We start from the raw sequence: 18626 nt of genomic DNA on the forward strand, positions 1-18626 counted from the left end.
CCGCGATGCGGAAGATACTCATAGTCGGAGCCGGCCAGTCCGGACTCCAGCTCGCCCTGGGGTTGCAGTCCAAGGGCTACGAAGTCACGCTGATGTCCAACCGCACCGCCGACGAGATCCGTACCGGCCGGGTCATGTCCACGCAGTGCATGTTCCACACCGCCCTCCAGCACGAGCGGGACTACCAGCTGAACTTCTGGGAGACCCAGGCCCCGAAGATCGAGGGGCTCGGCGTCTCCGTCGCGGGCCCGGACTCCTCGCGCGTCATCGACTGGGTCGGCAAGCTGGACGGTTTCGCCCAGTCCGTCGACCAGCGGGTGAAGATGGCCGGGTGGATGGAGACCTTCGCCCAGCGCGGCGGCCAGCTGGTCATCCACGGGGCGGCCGTCTCCGACCTGGACTACTTCTCCCGCACCTACGACCTGGTGATGGTCTCGGCCGGCAAGGGCGAGCTGGTCTCCATGTTCGGCCGGGACGCCGCCCGTTCGCCGTTCGACGCCCCGCAGCGCGCGCTGGCCGTCGCCTACGTCCACGGCATGGGCCCCCGCCCGGAGCACCCGGAGTTCGACGCGGTCCGCTGCAACCTGGTGCCGGGCGTCGGCGAGCTGTTCGTCATGCCGACGCTCACCACCTCCGGCCGCGCCGACATCCTGTTCTGGGAGGGCATCCCGGGCGGCCCGCTGGACGCGTTCCAGGGCATCAAGGACCCCTCCGAGCACCTGGCGAAGACGCTGGAGCTCATGGAGCGGTTCACACCGTGGGAGTACGCCCGCGCCACCAAGGTCGAACTGACCGACGCCAACGGCACCCTCGCCGGCCGCTACGCCCCCACGGTCCGCAAGCCGATCGGGCGGCTGCCCGGCGGCGGCCTGGTCCTCGGCGTCGCGGACGTCGTCGTGGCCAACGACCCGGTCACCGGCCAGGGCTCCAACTCGGCGTCCAAGTGCGCCAACTCCTACCTGGACTCGATCGTCGAGCACGGGGAGAAGGAGTTCGACGCGGCGTGGATGCAGTCCACGTTCGACCGTTACTGGGAGACCGCGCAGCACGTCACGAAGTGGACCAACGCGATGCTCGGCGCCCCACCGGAGCACGTGCTGAACCTGATCGGCGCGGCCGGGCAGCTCCAGCCCGTCGCCGACCGCTTCGCCAACGGCTTCAACAACCCGGCGGACTTCGAGAACTTCTTCTACGACCCGGAGAAGACGAACGCGTACCTGACGTCGGTCTCCGGAGCTTCTTAGCCGTCCGGCCCGCGAAGCAGCGGGCCGTCGTGGGGGCCACCGGTCTCCGCGGGCCGTCCTCCGACGGCCCGCGGACGGCCCGGGGGGCGGTGGACGGAAACGTCCCGGCCGGACCGCCGGGACGGAGCGCCCCGGCTGACGGCGAGGGGCCGGGCACGCCCCCTACGGCCCATGGGCGCCCTCGGCCCGCCCCTCCCCGCGCGGATCGACCGGCGTGAGGACCCCGAGCCGGTCCTCGATCGCCTGGGCCGCGTCCAGGCACAGGTCCTCCCGGAACGCGCGCCCGACGACCTGCACCCCGCAGGGGAGCCCGTCCACGATCCCGGTCGGCACGGCCACACCGGGCACGCCCACGAAGCTGGTCACGGTGCACAGGCGCATACCCGACCCGACCCGGTCCCTGCCCGCCCTGTCACGCGACTCCAGTCCGGGCTCGACCGGCGGCTCGGTGAAGACCGGGCCGAGCAGCAGCGGGTACGCGTCGAGGAATGCGGCCCATGAGCGGCGGATGTTCATCCACACGCCCATCAGCTTCATGAACTCCTCCGCGCTCGCGGGCGGGGTCTCCTCCATCGCCATCCGGATATAGCGGTCCCCGCCCTTGCCGAGCAGCCCGCGTACCACCGGCCAGGTCGGGGCGAACTCGGTCATGGTGATCCGGCCGTACGCCTCCAGGGCCTCGTCCAGCCGCGGTACGTCCGGCACCTCGCGCACGTCGTACCCGGCGTCGCGGAGCGCGTCGGCCGCGGTCGCGACGGCTCCGCGCACGGCGGGGTGGACGCCGTGGCCCCCGGGGTCCGCCACGACCGCGACCTTCACGCGTCCGGGAAGCGGTTCGCCGTACGCGGGCGCCGGCACCGCCCGCGGGTCTCGCGGATCGGTCCCGGCCAGCACCTCGTACGCAAGCCGGAGGTCGCCCACGCTCCGGGCCAGCGGGCCGTCGGTGACCAGCATCTGGGAGGCCGGACCCGGGTCGTCCGGGCCCAGGACGCGGTGGTCGGCGGGGAACCGGCCCGTGGACGGCTTCAGCCCCGCCACGCCGCAGAACTGGGCCGGGACGCGCACCGACCCGCCGGAGTCGTTGCCGAGCCCGAGCGGCGCCATCCCCGTGGCGACGGCCACCGCGTCGCCACCGCTGGAGCCGCCCGGGGTCCGGCTGCCGTCCCACGGATTGACCGTGTCGCCGAACAGCTCGCTGCGGGTGTGCATCCCCGCCAGGATGAGGGTGGGGATGTTGCTGTGCCCGATGGGGACGGCCCCGGCAGCGCGGAGCCGCGCCACCGGGGGCGCGTCGGCCGGCGCCACCAGATCGCGGAAGCGCTCCACGCCGAACGTGGTCGGCACGCCTTCGACGGCTGTGCTCTCCTTCACTGTGAAGGGCACCCCCGCCAGGGGCCCCAGCACCTCACCGGCGGCCCTTCGGCGGTCCGTCCGTGCCGCAGCCGCGCGCGCCCCCTCCGCCAGAAGCTGCGTGACCGCGTTCACCCGGGGGTTGACCTCGGCGATGCGTTCCAGGTGGCTGTCCACCAGTTCGACGGCCGAGACCTCCGCGTTGCGCACGGCCTCCGCCTGCGCGGCGGCCGACATCTTCCACAGGGCGTCCTGCATGGCTGCACCTTCCTCGTCCATGTACCAATGCGCTTGCATCGAAACCGTACCCGGGAACCGATGCGCTTGCATCGCATAAACTGAGCCGCACAGCGGAACGCGGCGAAACGGAGAGGCGGTCGGAGATGCCCCGGCAGGTGGACCATGTGAGCCGACGCCGCCACATCGCCGAGGCGGTGTGCCGCCTCGCCGACGAACGCGGACTGGAGGGCGTGACCCTGCGCGACGTCGCCGCCCGCGCCCAGGTGTCGATGGGCGCGGTCCAGCGGTGCTTCCGCACCAAGGAGGAGATGCTCGTGTTCGCCCTCGGGCACATCGGCGAGCGGATCGGCGAGCGCGCACAGGCCCGCCTCCTGAGGAGCCCAGCCCAGTCGGCCGGCACCGCCCTGGGCCACGCGGCCGCCGAGATCTCACTGCTCCGGGAAGAACACCGCGCGGAGGCCAGGGTCTGGCTCGCCTTCGCCGCGCAGGCGGCCGTCAGCGCGACGCTCGCCGAGACGCTGAAGGCGAACTACGCACCCCTGCAGGAGGCGTTCGCCCGCCTCATCTCGGAAGCCGCCGCCGACCGCGCCGTGGCCCTCGACCCGCACCTGGAGGCCCGCGCCCTCCTCGCCCTCGCGGACGGCCTCACCGTGCACGTCCTCATCGGCCACCTCGCCCCGCAGGAAGCGCACGACGTCCTCCACGCCCACCTGGCCCGCCTGTTGGAGCAACCGGTCACGCGCGCCTCGGGCCCGGAGGAGACGGACGCGTACCGGGCGCCGGGCGCCGCCGGCTGACCGGGGCCCCGGCGCCCCGGCCGCTACCCCGGCGGTCGGGCCCGCACCGTCCCGGCGGCCGCCGGGGGCGGGCCGGCCGGTCCTACGGGGCGTCCGGCGCGGCGTCCGCGGAGTAGCCGGTGTCCGCGCCGTCGCGGGCGCCCTCGGGGAGAGGCGGGCGGGTGTACGCGGACAGCGGCGCACCGCCCGGATCGGGACGGACGGCCCCCAGCACCGGGTTCGACGCCAGGGGGGAGACCTTCACCCGGGCGCCGGGCCGGGGCGCCTGCACCACCAGGCCGTCGCCGATGTACAGCGCCACATGGGTCGCCTTCGGGAAGTAGACCACCAGGTCCCCGGGGCGCAGCGAGGAGAGGGGCACCCTCGGCAGGCGCTTCCACTGCTCCTGAGAGGTGCGCGGGATCGTCCGCCCCGCCGCCGACCACGCCGTGGAGGTCAGCCCGGAGCAGTCGAAGGAGTCGGGGCCCTCGGCCCCCCACACGTACGGCTTGCCGATCTGCCGGACCGCGTACGCCACGGCCTCGCCGCCCTGCCGGGTGGGCAGCCGCCGGGCGGAGGAGAGGGCTCCGGAGGCCACCAGGTCGCGCTGGGCCTGGTCCACGCCCCGCTGTTCGAGGTCGGCGAGCCGGGTGAGCTGGTCCTCGGAGAGCGTGGAGAGCAGCTTCTCGACCTCCCGCAGCCTGCCGTTCACGGCATCGCGCTCCTTCTTCTGCCGCGCGGCCAGCTTCTTCTGCTGGTCCAGGGCCTTGCGGGAGGCGGCGGCCAGCCGGTCGGCCCGCCGGGCGGCGCCGGTCAGCCGGTCCACCGTCGCGGCGCGGTTCGCGGCGAGCCGCCCCACGACGTGGCTCCGGTCCAGTGCCTGCTGGGGGTCGCGGGCCAGCAGCAGGCGGAGGTACGCGGAGAACTCGGTATGCCCCTGGTACTGCTCGCGGGCCAGCCGCCCGGCGTCCCGGCGGCTCGATTCCAGCGCCGCCCGTGCCTTCGCCAGCTCCGCGTTCACCTTCTTGAGCTGTGCGGTCCGCTGCCTCAGCTTCTCGGCGGTGGCGTTGTAGGTCTCGCTCGCCTCCTCCGCCTCCCGGTAGCGGGTCTGCAGCTCGCGCAGGAGGGCGACGACGCTCTTCGGGGCCTCGGGCGCGGCGAGGGCGGTTCCGGCGTCGACCTCCGCCGCGTCGGACTCGTCTGCCTCCGGCTCGTCTGCCTCCGGCTCGTCCGCGCCGGGCTCCACCGCACCGGACTCCGTGCCGGCGGCCTCGGCCCTGTCGGCCGGTGGTGCGGACTCTCCGGGCGGTACGGGGCCCGGCTCGGCGGGGGCGGCGATGGCGGGGGAGACCGTGAGCGCCGCGGCCAGCGCGGTCGTGCAGACCGCGCGCAGGAGTCTGCCTGACACGACATCACCTCCATGACGGAGACGGGGCCCGGCCACGGGCCCGTCCAATGATCGGCGAATCCGATCATCCGGTCATCCGACGGGAGGCGACGCAAGCACCGCGCGGCGTGCCGTCCGGGGAACCCCCGGACGGCGGCGGCGGAGGGGGCCGGGCCCGGGTGTCAGGCCACCGGGAAGGCGTAGAAGCTCCGGTCGCGCTGGACGACGACGGTCTTCCCCACGGCGAGCACCCGGTACGGCGCGCTCACCGTCGCCCCCTTCGGCTCGGCGGACCCGATGTCCTGGAACTTCCACAGCCGTTCGCCGTCGGCCGCCGAGAACGCCGTGACCTGGACGGCGTCCGCGGCGATCAGGGTCTTCCCGCTGTCGCTCAGGGTGAGCGCCGGGGCGTTCCCGATGCCCGGCACCTCCGTGGAGCGACGCCACACCAGGCGGCCGCTCCCGCGTTCCACCGCGCCGACCAGTTGGCTGCGTTCGGTGGTGTGGATCAGGGGCCCGGCGGTCAGCGGGGTGCCGAAGACCGAGCCCGCGCTGCCCTCGACGCGCCACAGCGGCTTCGCGGTGTCCGCCTCGAACGCCTCCAGATCCGTGCCGACCGCCGCGTACAGCGTCCCGTCCTCGTCGCCCGCGGTCGCCGCTTCGGGGGCGGCCGCGCCGTACTGCTTGGCCCACAGGAGCTTGCCGGTCCTCCGGTCGAACGAGCGGATCGACCCCTTGCCCTTGGCCGCCTTGACCTCGGCCGGCGTCAGGGTCGCCGCGCTCTGCCGTACGAGGATGCCGGCCGGGCGTTCCGCGACCACCCGGTAGGCGGGGGCGCCCGGCGCACGGCCCGCCGGCACGGGGGTCCGCCACAGCTCCTCGCGCCGCACGATGTCGTACGCGAGGAAGAACGCCTGGACGACCTGCTTGTCCTTCCCCTTCTTCTTGCCCTTCTTCGGCTTCGGGGCCTTCACGGTGACCGTGTGCGAGGCGGTGAACCAGACGACCGGCCCGGAGCCGCCGGCCAGGGGGCCGACCACCAGGCCCGGCAGGTCGGCGAAGGCTTCCGTGTACCGCACGCGGTGCGCGACCTTGCCGTCCTGCGGCGCCAGCCACAGGAACTCGGTCGGGCTCGCCACGAAGACCAGGTCGCCCCCGGTCCCCGGCGCGACCTGCCCTTTCGCGGCGTCCGCGCGCTGCCACAGCCGCTTCCCGGTCCGCAGGTCGATGGCGCCGGCCCGGCTCTCGCCGATCACCACGAGGAGCCTGTCGCGCCATACGGCGGTGGCGAGGGGAGCCGCCTCGGAGGCCGGGTGCGCGTAGATCCAGCGCGGCTCGGGCGGCCGGCCGGGAAGCGTACGGCGGGGCTTCGGGGCGGGCTTGTCGTCGGTCGCCGGGGCGGTGTCCCCGGACCCGAGCGCGGCGACCGCGCCGCCGCCCACCACCAGCCCGCCGACCGCGGCCGCCGCGATCGTCAGCAGGCTCCGCCGACGCGCGCCGGGATCGGGCACGGGGGCCGGGGCGGGCGGCAGCGGCAGGGAGACCATCGGGCCCCCGCCCGACCCGCCGGACCCGGCCGGAAGCGCGGCGGCCGGGTACGGGGCGGGCCCGCCCGGCGGAGGGCCGGGCTGCTGCGGGACGGCGGGCGCGGCGTACGGGTGGCCGGACCGCCGAAGGGGGTGCGGGTGGTCCGGCCGCGGTGCGGCGCCCGGGGAGGGCGCCGGGGGAGCGGTGAGTTCCCGGGGGAGGGCGAGCTGGGCCGTGGGCCGGTCGTGCCGGGGCGGGCGCGGCCCGGTGCCGAGGAACCGGGTGGCGCCCCGGTCCTCCTCGGCGCCCTCGTCCGGCGTGGCCGCGGGGGAGGCGGCGGAAGGCCCCGGGGCGCCGGTCGGGGGCGTCGGTGCGTCCGCGGTGAGCGGCGGCGCGTCGGCGGTGAACGGAGCGTCGGGGGTGGACGGCGCGTCCGCCGGACGGGCGTCCTCGGGGGCGGGGGCCTCGTCCGGCGCGTCCTCGGGGCCGGGCTCCGAGCCGTCGTCCCGGGCGGCTTCCGAACCGGCCGCCCCGGCCGTCTCCGGGGCGGCCTTCGGGTGGCCCGCCTCCGGGAGCTCCAGGGCCAGCACCCGCGCCTCCTGGTCCGCGACCGCCGCCGCGAGGGGCTCGGGGAGCCAGCCGCCGCGGGCCAGACCGGCCGCGCCCTCCAGGGCCAGCTCGGCGGCGACCGTGCCGGCGGTCGGACGCTCGGCCGGGTCCTTCGCCAGGCAGCCCCTGATCAGCTCGCGCAACTCCTCCGGCACGGCGCCGAGTCCGGGCTCGTCCTCCGCGATGCGGCGGGTCGCCTCCTCGGCCGGACCCTCCGTGAACGGCGTCGTCCCGGTCGCCGCGTACGCCAGCAGCAGCCCCAGCACGAACAGGTCGGAGGCGGCGGAGACCTCCTTGCCCTCGATCTGCTCGGGCGTCAGATAGCCCAGCCGCACCGACAGCTGGCCGCCCGGCCGGGCCTCCGCCGAGGCGGCCGCGCCCAACGGGCCGAACGCGGTGAGCCGGGGCCCGTCGGCGGCCAGCAGCACCGTGCCGGGGGCCAGTCCCTGGAGCGCGGACCCCGTGGCGTGCACCCGGGAGAGGACCTCGGCGATGCCCGCGCCCAGTATCCGCACGGCCTTCTCGGGCAGCGGTCCGGCGATCCCGACCGCCTCGGCCAGCGGTAGGGCGGGGACGTAACCCGTCGCCGTCCACAGGGGTTCCGTACCGTCCTCGGACGTCCCCGCCGCCTCGCTCGCGTCCCCCGCGCCGCCGGTGTCCAGGGGCGGGCTCACCCAGCCCCCCGCGAGGCGTTCGGCGGTGCGCGCCTCCGCCCGGAAGCGGCGGCTGAAGACCGGTACGGCGGCCAGCTCGGGGCGGGCGGCGGTGACGAGGACGGTCTCGCCGGTCGCGGTGGACCGGGCCACGTACCGTACGGCGCTCGCCTGTTCGTCGAAACGGGCCAGCGTGGTGAAGCGGCCGAAGCGGCGTGGATCGTCCTGACGCAGCGCCTCCATGGCGCACCCCCTTGTGACCGTTCTTCGGCGACCGGACGGCCCGTCCCCCGGCGCCTGACCGCCGATCTTAGGGCCTGCGTCCCCGGCGCGGTCCGCGCCCGCCGCTCAGCCGCGGCCCGACGGTTTGGTCCAGGGCCAGTTGAGGGTGCGGCGTTCGCGGCCGTCCGGGGCGTACTCGTACACCCAGCCGCGCTGGAGGCCGAGCCGCTTGGTGTAACCGGCCGGGGCCCGCCGGTAGGCGTACACGGTGGCCGGGCCGCCGTCGGGGGAGGGCACCGGGACCTCGTACCACTTGGGCGGGTGGCCGGTCGGGCCCAGCAGGACCGGCAGGACCCGGCCGTCCAGGGGGCCGCCGCGGAAAGGGGTGTTCTCGCTCTTCACCGGGTCAGTCTGACGCAGGGGCGGCGGGCAGCAGGTGAGCCGCCTCCGCGACGACCGGAACCACCCGTTCCGCGAGCTGTCCGGCCGGGCCGTCGGGCCGTTCCAGGGCCAGCAGGTCGCGTACCACCGTCGCGGTCTCCGGGTCGGTGGCCGCGGTGGCGGCGAGCAGGGCGATCAGGTGGTCGACCAGCCAGCCGCGCAGCTCGGCCGCGGCCGGCCGCTTCCCGTCGTCCAGCCAGATCAACGACGCCGCCTCGACGGCCGCGATCCAACTGCGCACCATCATCCGCAGCCTCGGCCCGGCGGGCTCCTCCCCGGCCCCGCCCATCCGCCCGAGGTGGCGCAGGATCTCGTCCGCCGCCGCCCGGCGCACCCCGTCCACGATCGTCGTCGTCCGGGACGTCTCCACGACGCTGCCGCCCCGCAGCAGCGCGCTGAACCCGGTGTCGTGCTCGTCGACGAAGCGCAGATAGCGGTCGAGGACCCGCGCGACCCGCTCGGTCGGCGGGCCGGCCGGCGGTTCGGTGAAGCACTGCGTCAGCTCGTCGGCCGCCGAGCCCAGCGCGGCCTCGTACAACTGCTGGCGCCCGCCGGGGAAGTAGCGGTAGACGAGCGGCCGGGAGACCCCGGCCGCCACCGCCACCTCGTCGAGCGAGACCTCGTCGGGCGCCCGGTGGGCGAAGAGGCCGAGCGCGGCGAGGAGCAGTTGGGCGCGGCGCTCCTCGACGCTGAGCCTGCGGTACGTCGCCCGGGGCGGCGGGGCTGCGGCGGTGGAGGTCATGCCTTTGACCCTAAGGCCCCCGGGGCCCGTCCCTCTCGGCAGCACGGGGTTCAGGCCAGCAGCCCGGAGGCCCGCCACAGCCGGCGGCCGGGTCCGTTCAGCATCCCGATGTCCTCGAAGAAGTCGGTGAGCCGCTTCGCGCCGGTCTGCATGATCTCGGTGCGGTGGCCGCTGGCCTTCACCTGGGCGACGGCCTCGCGGCGGTCCAGGCCGACGTTCTCGTACACCTGCGGGTTCACGAAGCAGATCGAGAAGACGCGGGCCGCCTCGCCGCAGCTGAGCTTGGTGAGCTCCCGCTCCCAGCGCGGGGCGGTCACCATCTGGCGGCGCAGCTCCTCCCGGGCGTACCGGACGTGCCGGGCCTCCTCGATCACGTGGATGCGCGTCACCCCGCGCACCACGGTCTGCACCCGCTCGTCCGGGAAGGTCAGGCGCTGCATCCAGTCGAGGATCTCCTCGCCGAGCAGGGTCGCGGCGAACGAACCGGGGGTGGTGGAGACGGTCTTCAGGATGCGCGCCAGGTTGTGGTAGACGGGCGGCACCTGGTAGGCGGGGGCGCCGCTCCACTCGACCACGCGGCCGAACATGATCGAGTGCCGGCACTCGTCGGCTATCTCGGTGAGCGCGTAGCGGACGTGGTTGCTGGTGACGGGCTTGTCGTAGACGTGCCGGACGAGCAGCTGCATGAGGATGACCTCGAACCAGATGCCCAGCGAGGTCAGCGCCGCCGCCTCGTGGCGGGAGAGGTCGAGGCGCTGCTCCTCGGACATGCGGTCCCACATCGGCGTCCCGTACAGCGACAGCAGCTCCGGCGGCCAGAACCACTTGCCCTCCTCGACCGCCGAGTCCCAGTCGATCTCGGTGTCGGGGTCGAAGGAGTGCTTGGCCGAGGACTCGAGCAGCCGCAGGGCGACCTGTTCGCGGTCGCGGAGCGGGCCGAGCGCGTCGCGGAGCAGGGTCACATCGCGAGCGGTGACGGGCGGCGTCATGGTGGGAGCACCTCACACAAAGGATGGCCGGAGACGGGTGTTACCGGCGGTCACCCTTTATGAGACTGCCTGTCAGCAAGGCCGTCAATCCCTCGTGCGCGACTCTGTGCGACTTGTTGACCCGACGTCTACCAACGTGTGAACCTGCCGGGAGCAGTGGCTGATGCCTATTCAACTACCCATCGCATCACGGAAGTTGTCGATCACGTCGAGCTGTTCGAGGCGAAGGAGCCGTCCGTGTCCACACACGACCTGTACACCAGCCCGCCCGTCGAGCCGATCTGGCAGGTCCCCGCCACCGGGGCCGCCCGCTTCAGCTGGGACTACGACGACGGACGCGAACGCCTGCTCGCCCTCTACCAGAAGGGCAAGGACAAGCAGTGGGACGGCGCCAAACGGATCGACTGGTCGCTGGAGGTCGACCCCGCCGACCCGCTCGGCACCCCCGACGAGGCGCTCACGCTGTACGGCACCCCGCACTGGGCGAAGATGACGGAGAAGGACAAGGGCGAGCTGCGCAAGCACTACACCTCCTGGCAGTTCAGCCAGTTCCTCCACGGCGAGCAGGGCGCCATGGTGTGCGCGGCGCGCATCGTGGAGGCCGTCCCCGACCTGGACGCCAAGTTCTACTCCGCCACCCAGACCATGGACGAGGCCCGGCACGCCGAGATCTACGGGCGCTTCCTGCACGAGAAGATCGGCATGCTCTACCCGGTCAACGACAACCTCCAGGGGCTGCTGGGCGACACCCTGCGCGACTCCCGCTGGGACATGCCCTACCTCGGGATGCAGGTCCTGATAGAGGGACTGGCGCTCGCCGCGTTCGGGATGATCCGCGACACCACGACCAAGCCGCTGCCCAAGCAGATCCTCGCGTACGTCATGCAGGACGAGGCCCGCCACGTCGCCTTCGGACGGATGGCGCTGCGCGACTACTACAAGCAGCTGAGCGACGCCGAGCTCCGGGAGCGCGAGGAGTTCGTCATCGAGGGCTGCTACCTGATGCGCGACCGGCTCAGCGGCGTCGAGGTCCTGGAGAACTTCGGCATCGGCAAACAGGAGGCACAGGACCTCTCGGAGCACTCCGAGTACCTCCAGCTCTTCCGCAAGCTCCTGTTCAGCCGGATCGTCCCGTGCGTCAAGGACATCGGCCTCTGGGGCCCGCGCCTCCAGCAGGCGTACGTCGACATGGGCGTCCTCGAACTCGGCGACTCCAACCTCGACCTGCTGATGTCCCAGGACGAGGAGATGGCCGAGGCGCTGGACCGCGAACGCTTCGCCGCCGAGGAGGAGGCCCGCGTGGCGGAGGTCGCGGAAGCCGTGGAGGAGGGCGCGGCCGACGCCGCCTGAGGGGCCGGCGGGGCGGCCCGCGCACCGATAACCGGTGTACGCGACCGGGCCGGGCGGTCACGATGCCGGTATGACGACGAACCCGCCCCCCGCCACCGCCGCCGGGCGTGCCGCAGCCCGTCGCAGCCTCGAAGCGCTGGCGCTGGGCGACGCCTTCGGGGAGCGCTGGTTCCCGCTCTTCCGCGAGCCCCGGCAGGCCGCGAACGAGATCCGGGACCGCCGCACCCCGCCCGAGCCCCGCTGGCCCTGGACCGACGACACGGCCCTGGCCCGCGCACTGGACCGCTCCCTCGACGAGCACGGCCACGTCGACCAGGACCACCTGGCGCTCTGCTACGCCCTCGCCTTCGACGCCGACCGGGCCCGCGGCTACGGCCACGGCATGCACCTCCTGCTGCCCCGGCTGCTCGACGATCCGGCCGGCTGGCGGACGCTGGCCCCCGAGCTGTTCGACGGCGGCAGCCTCGGCAACGGCGCGGCCATGCGGGTCGCACCGCTCGGCGCCCGGTTCCACGAGGACCTGGACCACGTCGCCGCCCAGGCCGTGCTCTCGGCGGAGGTCACCCACGCCCACCCGGACGGCATCGCGGGTGCGGTGGCCGTCGCGGTGGCGGCGGCGCTCTGGGCACGCGGCGAACCGGGTCTGGAGGCGGTCGCGGACCGTACGCCCGACGGGCCGGTACGGGACGGGGCCCGGCGGGCGGCGGCGACCCCGTTCACCACGCCTCCGTGGCGGGCCGCGGAGCTGCTCGGCAACGGGCGGCGCATCCGGGCCGACGACACCGTGCCCTTCGCGCTGTGGACCGCGGCCCGCCACCCGGACGACCTGGAGGCGGCGCTCTGGGCGACCGCGGAGGGCCTCGGGGACGTGGACACCACGTGCGCCATCACGGGCGGCGTGGTCGGGGCGGCGACCGGGACGGCCGGTGTGCCGGAGGAATGGCTGCGCAGGCGCGAGCCGCTGGGGTGAGGGGCGGGAACGGCGGCCGGGGCGGTACCGGCGGTGCTTCGGCCCGCCACCTCTCCGGTCCCCGTCGCCTTCGGCCCGCCACCTTTCCGTCCGCGTCGCCTTCGGCGCGACGCCGCTCCGGTCCCCGTCGCTTTCCCCCCGACACCGTTCCGGTCCGCGTCGAAATTCCGTTCGCCCCCGTGTCGTACCGTGACCCCATGACCACCCCGCCGCACCCGCCGCAGGGCCCGTACGGGCCGCAGAACCCGCAGCACCCCTACAGCCCGCCGACAGCCGCGCCGGGGCCCGTGCCGCACCAGCAGCCCTACGGCCACCCGCAGCCGCCCCCGGCCCCGCCCCAGCAGGACCCGTGGGGTGAGTCGGCTCCGCCCGGGCAGGGCCCGTGGGGTGAGCCGGCCCCACCCCAGCAGGACCCGTGGGGCGAGTCGGCCCCGCCCCGACAGGACCCGTGGGGCGAGTCGGCCCCGCCCCGGCAGGACCCGTGGGGCGAGCCGGACCCGCAGGGCGGCGGTCGGCCGTCCCGGGGTTCGCGTCCGCCGCGCGGGAAGCGGGTCGGCCTGATCGTCGGGATCGCGCTCGGCGCGATGGTGGTGGCGGGCGGCATCGTCTTCGGCGTCGCCCGGTTCGCCGACCGGGGCAGCGAGCTCGTGTACCCGGAGGCGGAGTACCGGCTCGTCGTGCAGAAGCAGCTTCTGGACGGCGAGTTCACCCTCGGCGACGACCTCTCGGAGACCGAGGGCAAGGAGATCGAGGAGACCCCCGACGTCAGCGTCCGGGACGCCGAGGCGGTGGTCGCCCACTACACCTCCGCCGAGGGCGGGGCCCTGATCCTCTCGGGGATGTACGGGCGGCTGGCGAGCCCCTCCATGATGCGCGGCACGATCATGGAGGGCGCGGCGGACACCGGGGGCGGGAAGGTCGTCGTGCCCCCCAAGGAGTTCACGCCGCGGGGGTACGGCATCGTGATCGAGTGCCAGGTCGTGCAGTCGGACCAGCTCGGCACCCGCGCGAACGTCCCCATGTGCGCCTGGGCCGACGAGAACACCGCCGCCCTGGTCGCGCTGGTCCGCACACAGGACGTGGCCGAGGACGCGAAGTCCATCGACCTGGCGGCGGCGGCGAAGGAGACGGCCCAGGTCCGCAAGGAGGCCCGCAAGCCGCTCGGCTGAGACGGGAAACGGGCGGGCGGACGACCCGGGGCCCGGCGCCCTCCGGCGGGCGGACGGCCCGAGGCCCGGACCCTCCGGCGGGCGGGCGGCCCGGGGCCCGGACCCTCCGGCGGGCGGGCGGGCGGGCGGGCGGCCCGGGGCCCGGGGGAGCGCGTGCCGTCCCCCCGTACGCCTGTCGGCTGCGCCCGGCGGCCTCCCGCGTGCCGTCTCCCCGGCGGTCACCCCTCCCCGGCGGCGGGCGGTCTCCGCGCGGGCGGCAGGGCGTCCTCCAGCGTGCGGGCGGCGGCGAGCAGCCGGAGGTCCGCGCCGTGCGGAGCCACCACCTGGAGCCCCACCGGGCAGCCGTCCCCGGTGAAGCCGGCGGGCAGGCTCGCCGCCGGGTGCCCGCTCAGGTTGAACGCCCAGGTGAGCGCCGTCGAGTAGAGGTCCCCCGGGCCCTCGTGGCCGTGCGGCCGGTTCGGGGTGGCCGGGGTCAGCAGCAGGGCCCCGCCGTCGAGCAGCGCCGCCAGCCGCTCGTCGTTCGCCCGCCGCACCCGTACCGCCGCCGGGTCGTCCGGCGCCCCGCCCCGCACCGCCGTCCAGGCGTCCGCCGGGTCCAGCAGCCCGGTGTCCCGCTCCAGCAGCCGTACGGCCCCCGCCGCGACGAGCCGGTCCACCGCCGCCCGGACGACCGCCGCCACCTGGGGGTCCACCTCCGCGAACCCGAGGTCCTCGCTGTACACGGCGGGCAGCGGCGACGAGGGCCCCGGCGGGGCCGGGGGCGGAGGGAGGGGCGCGGGGGCCGGGGCGGCGCCGGGCGGCCCGCCGTCCTCCAGCACATGGCGCAGCCACCGCTCCGCCTGTGCCGCCGACCCGGCCAGCACCCCCGCAGAGGCCAGTCCGGACCGGTCGGGGGAGGGCAGCAGCCCGTTCGTCGTCTTCAGCCCGAACACCCCGCACCAGGCGGCCGGGATGCGGACCGAGCCGGCCCCGTCGCTGCCCGTCGCCAGCTCCGTCATGCCCGCCGCCACCGCGACCGCCGACCCGGCCGACGAACCGCCCGGCGTACGGTCCGCCCGCCACGGGTTGACCGTACGGCCCCGCGCCCCCTGCCCCCAGGTCTGCCAGTAGGTGCCCGGACCGGGCACCGAGGTCGCGCCGACCGGGACACCGCCCGCCGCGATCAGCCGGCGGGCCGCGTACGACCGGATGCCGGAGGCGCCCTTCACCGCGAACGGCCGCCCGCCCAGCGGGAGCCGGCGCTCCACGGCCTCCCGCTCCCGGGCGAGCGCCTCCTGCGGCCACACCTCGACGAACGCGTGCAGCGCCGGGTCCAGCCGCTCGATCCGCTCCAGGGCCCGCGCCACCGCGGAGGTCGTCCGTGTCATGGCACCAGTCTGCCCCGGCCCCGGCCCCGCCGGGCCGCCCGGGGGCGCTCCTCAGCGGCCCACGGCCCCGCCGCCGTCTCCGTCCCGGCGGTCGGCGTCCTCCTCCAGCGCCGCCTCCATCACGGCCCGCGCGATGGGGGCAGCGCTGCCGCCGCCGCTGATGTCGGCCCGGTCGGCGGAGGCGTCCTCCACGACCACCGCCACCGCCACGGCCGGGCGGCCGGACCCGGGGGCCCGGGCCCAGGAGATGAACCAGGCGTACGGCAGACCGGAGTTGTCGACGCCGTGCTGGGCGGTGCCGGTCTTGCCGCCGACCGTCACCCCCTCGATCGCCGCGTTCGACCCGGTGCCGTTCTCCACCACCTCGACCATCATCCGCTGGAGCTGCACCGCCGTCGACGGGCTCATCGCCCAGGAGGACGCGCCGGCCCCCTCCTGCCGGACCGTGTCCCCGTCAGCGGCGGTCACCCGGTCCACCAGATGCGGGCGGCGCAGATCCCCGCCGTTGGCGACCGCCGAGGCGACCATCGCCATCTGGAGCGGGGTCGCCGTCGTGTTGAACTGCCCGATCGAGGACAGCGCGAGCTGGTCGTCGCTCATGTCCGTGTCGAAATTGCTCCTCGCCACCCCGGACGGGATGCGCAGACCGGCGTCGTTGAAGCCGAACTTCTCCGCCGCCTCCACCATCCCCTCCAGCCCGACCTCCACGCCCAGACGCGCCATCACGGTGTTGCAGGAGACCCGGACGGCGTCCGCCAGGGACGCCTCCGCGCAGCCCTTCGCCTCGTCGGGCAGCGTCGTCCGCGTCCCCGGCAGGACGTACGGCGACGGGGTGTCCGTGGGGGCGTCGGCGTCCGTCACCGTCCGTGCGTCCAGGGCCGCCGCCGCCGTCACGATCTTGAAGGTGGAGCCCGGCGGATAGGTCTGCCGGATCGCCCGGTTGAGCATCGGCATGGTCGTGGACGCGTTCAGCCGGGTCCAGGCGTCGGTCACCGCCGCCCCGGTCCCCGACAGCCGCTCGGGGTCGTACGACGGGGTCGAGACCAGCGCCAGGATCGCGCCCGTCGACGGGTCCAGGGCGGCGACCGCGCCCCGCCGCCCGCCCAGCCCCTCGTAGGCGGCCTGCTGCACCGACGCCTCGACCGTGGTGACGACGTCGCCGCCGGGCTGCCTGCCCCGGGTGAACTCGTTCCAGAAGGGCAGCGGCGCCAGCAGCGGGTCCGTCCCCGAGAGCACCTCGTCCTCGGCGTTCTCCAGCAATGTGGTGCCGTACGTCTGCGAGGCGTAACCGGTCACCGGCGCGTACAGCGGGCCGTGCAGGTAGGTGCGCTCGAAGCTGAGCTGCTCGCCGGTCTCCTTGCTGCCGGTCACCGGCCGGCCCCCGACCAGGATGTCGCCGCGCGGCTGGTCGTAACGGGCGATCGTGGAACGGCGGTTGGCCGGATTGCCGTCCAGCGCGTCGGCCTCGAAGAGCTGGACGCGGGCCGCGTTGACGAGCAGCGCCACCAGCAGCAGCAGGCAGAAGGCGGCGGCCCGCCGGATGTGGCGGATCACCGGTCCCCCTCCCCGGCCGCCGCGGCGGACCCGGTCTCCGCCTGCTCCGGACGGGGGCGGCGCGCGACGTCGCTGACCCGGATCAGCAGCGCCACGATGATCCAGTTGGTGACCACGGAGGAGCCGCCCTGCGCCAGGAACGGCATCGCCATCCCGGTCAGCGGGATCAGCCCCATCACCCCGCCCGTGATCACGAACACCTGGAGCGCCAGGATCGACGCCAGGCCGATGGCCAGCAGCTGCCCGAACGGGTCGCGCAGCGCGAGCCCGGCCCGGTAGCCGCGCGCCACGAGCAGGGCGTACAGCAGGAGGACCGCGGTCAGCCCGGACAGCCCCAGCTCCTCGCCCGCCGTCGCCAGGATGAAGTCGGACTTGGCGGCGAAGCCGATGAGGATGGACCGGCCCGCCCCGAGCCCGGTCCCCAGCATCCCGCCCGCCGCGAAGGCGAACAGCGACTGGGCGAGCTGGCCCGGCCCCCGCCCCGCGTCGATCGAGGCGAACGGGTCCAGCCAGTCCTGCACCCGGCCGTGCACATGGGGTTCGAAGGAGCCGACGGCGTACGCCCCGACCGCGGCCAGGAGCAGACCGACCGCGATCCAGCCGGTCCGGCCCGTCGCCACGTACAGCATGATGACGAACAGCCCGAAGAAGAGCAGCGAGGTGCCGAGGTCGCGCTCCAGCACCAGCACCCCGACGCTCAGCAGCCAGATCGCCACGATCGGCCCGAGCACCCGGCCCGAGGGCAGTTGCAGCTTCCACACCCGGCGGCCGGTGTACGCGAGCGCGTGGCGGTTGGCGGCCAGGTAGGCGGCGAAGAACACCGCGAGCAGGATCTTGGCGAACTCGCCGGGCTGGAAGGAGAGTCCGCCGACTCGGATCCAGATCTTCGCCCCGTTCACCGCCGGGAAGAAGATCGGCACGGTCATGAGCGCGAGGGCGGCGGCCACCGAGAGGTACGCGTACCGCTGGAGCACCCGGTGGTCGCGCAGCAGCACCACCACCGCCGTGAACAGCGCGACGCCGAGCGTGGACCAGACGAGCTGGGCGGCCGCCGCCTGGTCCCCCGGCGTCTCCAGGTCGAGCCGGTAGATCAGCACCAGCCCGACTCCGTTGAGCAGCACGGCGATCGGCAGCAGCAGTGGATCGGCGTACGGGGCCCGGAAGCGGACCGCGACGTGGGCGAGCAGCGCCAGCGCGCCGAGCCCGCCCCCGTACCCGGCGACGTCCGGCGGCACCGCCCCGTCGTGGGCCAGACCGACCGCCGCGTAGCCGAAGACGGAGATCAACACGGCCCCGACGAGGAGGGCCAGCTCCACCCCGCGCCGCCGGGGCAGGCGTAGGTCGGGCGGGGGAGCGTCCGCCGTCGTTGCGGTCATGCCTCGCAACGTAGCAAGAGGCGCACGGTATTTCCCTTATGTCGCCCTTTGCTCATGTCAGAGCCCTCTCCCGCGCAGACGCGCCCGCCCGCGAAGCGCTCGGCGAGGGGGCCGGGCTTCACGGGCGGGCGGTGTGCGGGAGGTGCGGGTGACGCGAGGTCAGCACCACTGCGGGGCGGCGCCGATGTTCTCGATGTAGCGCGCCGAGCCCCAGGCCCACGTGCCGTCGCTCAGCAGGTACCAGCGGTTGTTGCCGTCGACGTTGTCGCCCGTGGTCTTGCAGAAGATGCTGACGACCGTGCCGTAGTCGACCGAGCCGACGATGCGGCTGCTGCGGGTCGGCTTGTCGCGGAGCAGCAGGTACGGCTTGGCGATGACCCGTCCCTTGTAGGCCTGGTTGGAGGCCTCGGGCTGGGCCTTGCCCTGCTGCCGCGCCTCCTTCTGCTGCGCCTCGTGCTCACGCTGCATCGCCGAGGCGGACAGCTCGTCGGAGGCCGGGTCCGGGGCGGACGCCTCCGCGCGCTGGCCGACGGGGCTGGGGTCGGCCGCCATCGCGACGGGTGCGGCGGCGGTCAGCGCCGCCAGCGTGCCGGTGGCGACGCAGAGACCGAGCCGGCGGAGCCGCGAGGGACGGGACAGGGGGGACATGCTGCCTCCAGG

15 protein-coding genes are annotated in these 18626 nt (G+C 74.9%); 5 read left to right on the top strand and 10 right to left on the bottom strand.

Features of this window, described 5'->3' with window-relative positions:
* The first annotated feature begins 5 nt into the window (after window positions 1-5).
* On the top strand, window positions 6-1244 hold the full coding sequence (locus ACH4K1_RS20920; RefSeq protein ID WP_398090771.1) for a styrene monooxygenase/indole monooxygenase family protein: 1239 nt from the start codon (window positions 6-8) through the stop codon (window positions 1242-1244).
* Window positions 1245-1406: 162 nt separating this feature from the next.
* On the opposite strand, the gene ACH4K1_RS20925 is transcribed toward ACH4K1_RS20920, so the two are convergent.
* A complete protein-coding gene (locus ACH4K1_RS20925; protein WP_398090772.1) occupies window positions 1407-2852 on the bottom strand; it encodes an amidase in 1446 nt (481 codons plus the stop codon).
* 125 nt (window positions 2853-2977) lie between these two features.
* Here ACH4K1_RS20925 and ACH4K1_RS20930 point away from each other — a divergent pair, with 125 nt between their 5' ends.
* Window positions 2978-3631, top strand: coding sequence for a TetR/AcrR family transcriptional regulator (locus ACH4K1_RS20930; protein WP_398090773.1), 654 nt, complete (start codon window positions 2978-2980; stop codon window positions 3629-3631).
* Window positions 3632-3713: 82 nt separating this feature from the next.
* Here the strand turns inward: ACH4K1_RS20930 and ACH4K1_RS20935 are convergent, their stop codons facing one another.
* The 5 genes from ACH4K1_RS20935 to ACH4K1_RS20955 form a co-directional block, all read right to left on the bottom strand.
* Window positions 3714-5018 (bottom strand): NlpC/P60 family protein, encoded by a 1305-nt coding sequence (locus tag ACH4K1_RS20935; RefSeq protein WP_398090774.1) that lies wholly within the window; start codon window positions 5016-5018, stop codon window positions 3714-3716.
* Between the two features lie 161 nt (window positions 5019-5179).
* Window positions 5180-8029 (bottom strand): PQQ-binding-like beta-propeller repeat protein, encoded by a 2850-nt coding sequence (locus ACH4K1_RS20940; RefSeq protein ID WP_398090775.1) that lies wholly within the window; start codon window positions 8027-8029, stop codon window positions 5180-5182.
* A 105-nt stretch (window positions 8030-8134) separates the two neighbouring features.
* Window positions 8135-8410 carry a hypothetical protein gene (locus tag ACH4K1_RS20945; RefSeq protein WP_398090776.1) on the bottom strand — a complete coding sequence of 92 codons (276 nt, stop codon included), beginning with the start codon at window positions 8408-8410 and terminating at the stop codon, window positions 8135-8137.
* A gap of 4 nt (window positions 8411-8414) precedes the next feature.
* The gene (locus ACH4K1_RS20950) at window positions 8415-9191 is read right to left on the bottom strand and encodes a TetR/AcrR family transcriptional regulator (protein ID WP_398090777.1); all 777 of its coding nucleotides are present in this window, start codon (window positions 9189-9191) and stop codon (window positions 8415-8417) included.
* A 50-nt stretch (window positions 9192-9241) separates the two neighbouring features.
* A complete protein-coding gene (locus ACH4K1_RS20955) occupies window positions 9242-10180 on the bottom strand; it encodes a diiron oxygenase (RefSeq protein WP_398090778.1) in 939 nt (312 codons plus the stop codon).
* A gap of 237 nt (window positions 10181-10417) precedes the next feature.
* On the opposite strand from ACH4K1_RS20955, the gene ACH4K1_RS20960 reads away from it, so the two are divergent.
* From ACH4K1_RS20960 to ACH4K1_RS20970, 3 genes are all read left to right on the top strand, one after another.
* Entirely contained in the window at window positions 10418-11530 is a 1113-nt protein-coding gene (locus tag ACH4K1_RS20960; protein WP_398090779.1) for a ferritin-like domain-containing protein, read from the top strand.
* Between the two features lie 70 nt (window positions 11531-11600).
* Entirely contained in the window at window positions 11601-12500 is a 900-nt protein-coding gene (locus ACH4K1_RS20965) for an ADP-ribosylglycohydrolase family protein (protein WP_398090780.1), read from the top strand.
* A gap of 197 nt (window positions 12501-12697) precedes the next feature.
* Window positions 12698-13669, top strand: a complete 972-nt coding sequence (locus ACH4K1_RS20970; RefSeq protein ID WP_398090781.1) for a hypothetical protein — start codon at window positions 12698-12700, stop codon at window positions 13667-13669.
* Between the two features lie 218 nt (window positions 13670-13887).
* Here the strand turns inward: ACH4K1_RS20970 and ACH4K1_RS20975 are convergent, their stop codons facing one another.
* The 4 genes from ACH4K1_RS20975 to ACH4K1_RS20990 form a co-directional block, all read right to left on the bottom strand.
* Window positions 13888-15036 (bottom strand): amidase family protein, encoded by a 1149-nt coding sequence (locus ACH4K1_RS20975; RefSeq protein ID WP_398090782.1) that lies wholly within the window; start codon window positions 15034-15036, stop codon window positions 13888-13890.
* Between the two features lie 51 nt (window positions 15037-15087).
* A complete protein-coding gene (locus ACH4K1_RS20980; protein ID WP_398090783.1) occupies window positions 15088-16590 on the bottom strand; it encodes a penicillin-binding transpeptidase domain-containing protein in 1503 nt (500 codons plus the stop codon).
* Complete coding sequence (locus ACH4K1_RS20985) at window positions 16587-17966, bottom strand: FtsW/RodA/SpoVE family cell cycle protein (protein ID WP_398090784.1); 1380 nt, start codon at window positions 17964-17966, stop codon at window positions 16587-16589. The genes ACH4K1_RS20980 and ACH4K1_RS20985 overlap by 4 nt, the downstream gene beginning before the upstream one ends.
* 159 nt (window positions 17967-18125) lie before the next feature.
* On the bottom strand, window positions 18126-18614 hold the full coding sequence (locus tag ACH4K1_RS20990) for an SH3 domain-containing protein (protein WP_398090785.1): 489 nt from the start codon (window positions 18612-18614) through the stop codon (window positions 18126-18128).
* Window positions 18615-18626: the final 12 nt, after the last annotated feature.

This window comes from Streptomyces sp. NPDC017448, from assembly GCF_044330565.1.
Classification (GTDB): domain Bacteria; phylum Actinomycetota; class Actinomycetes; order Streptomycetales; family Streptomycetaceae; genus Streptomyces.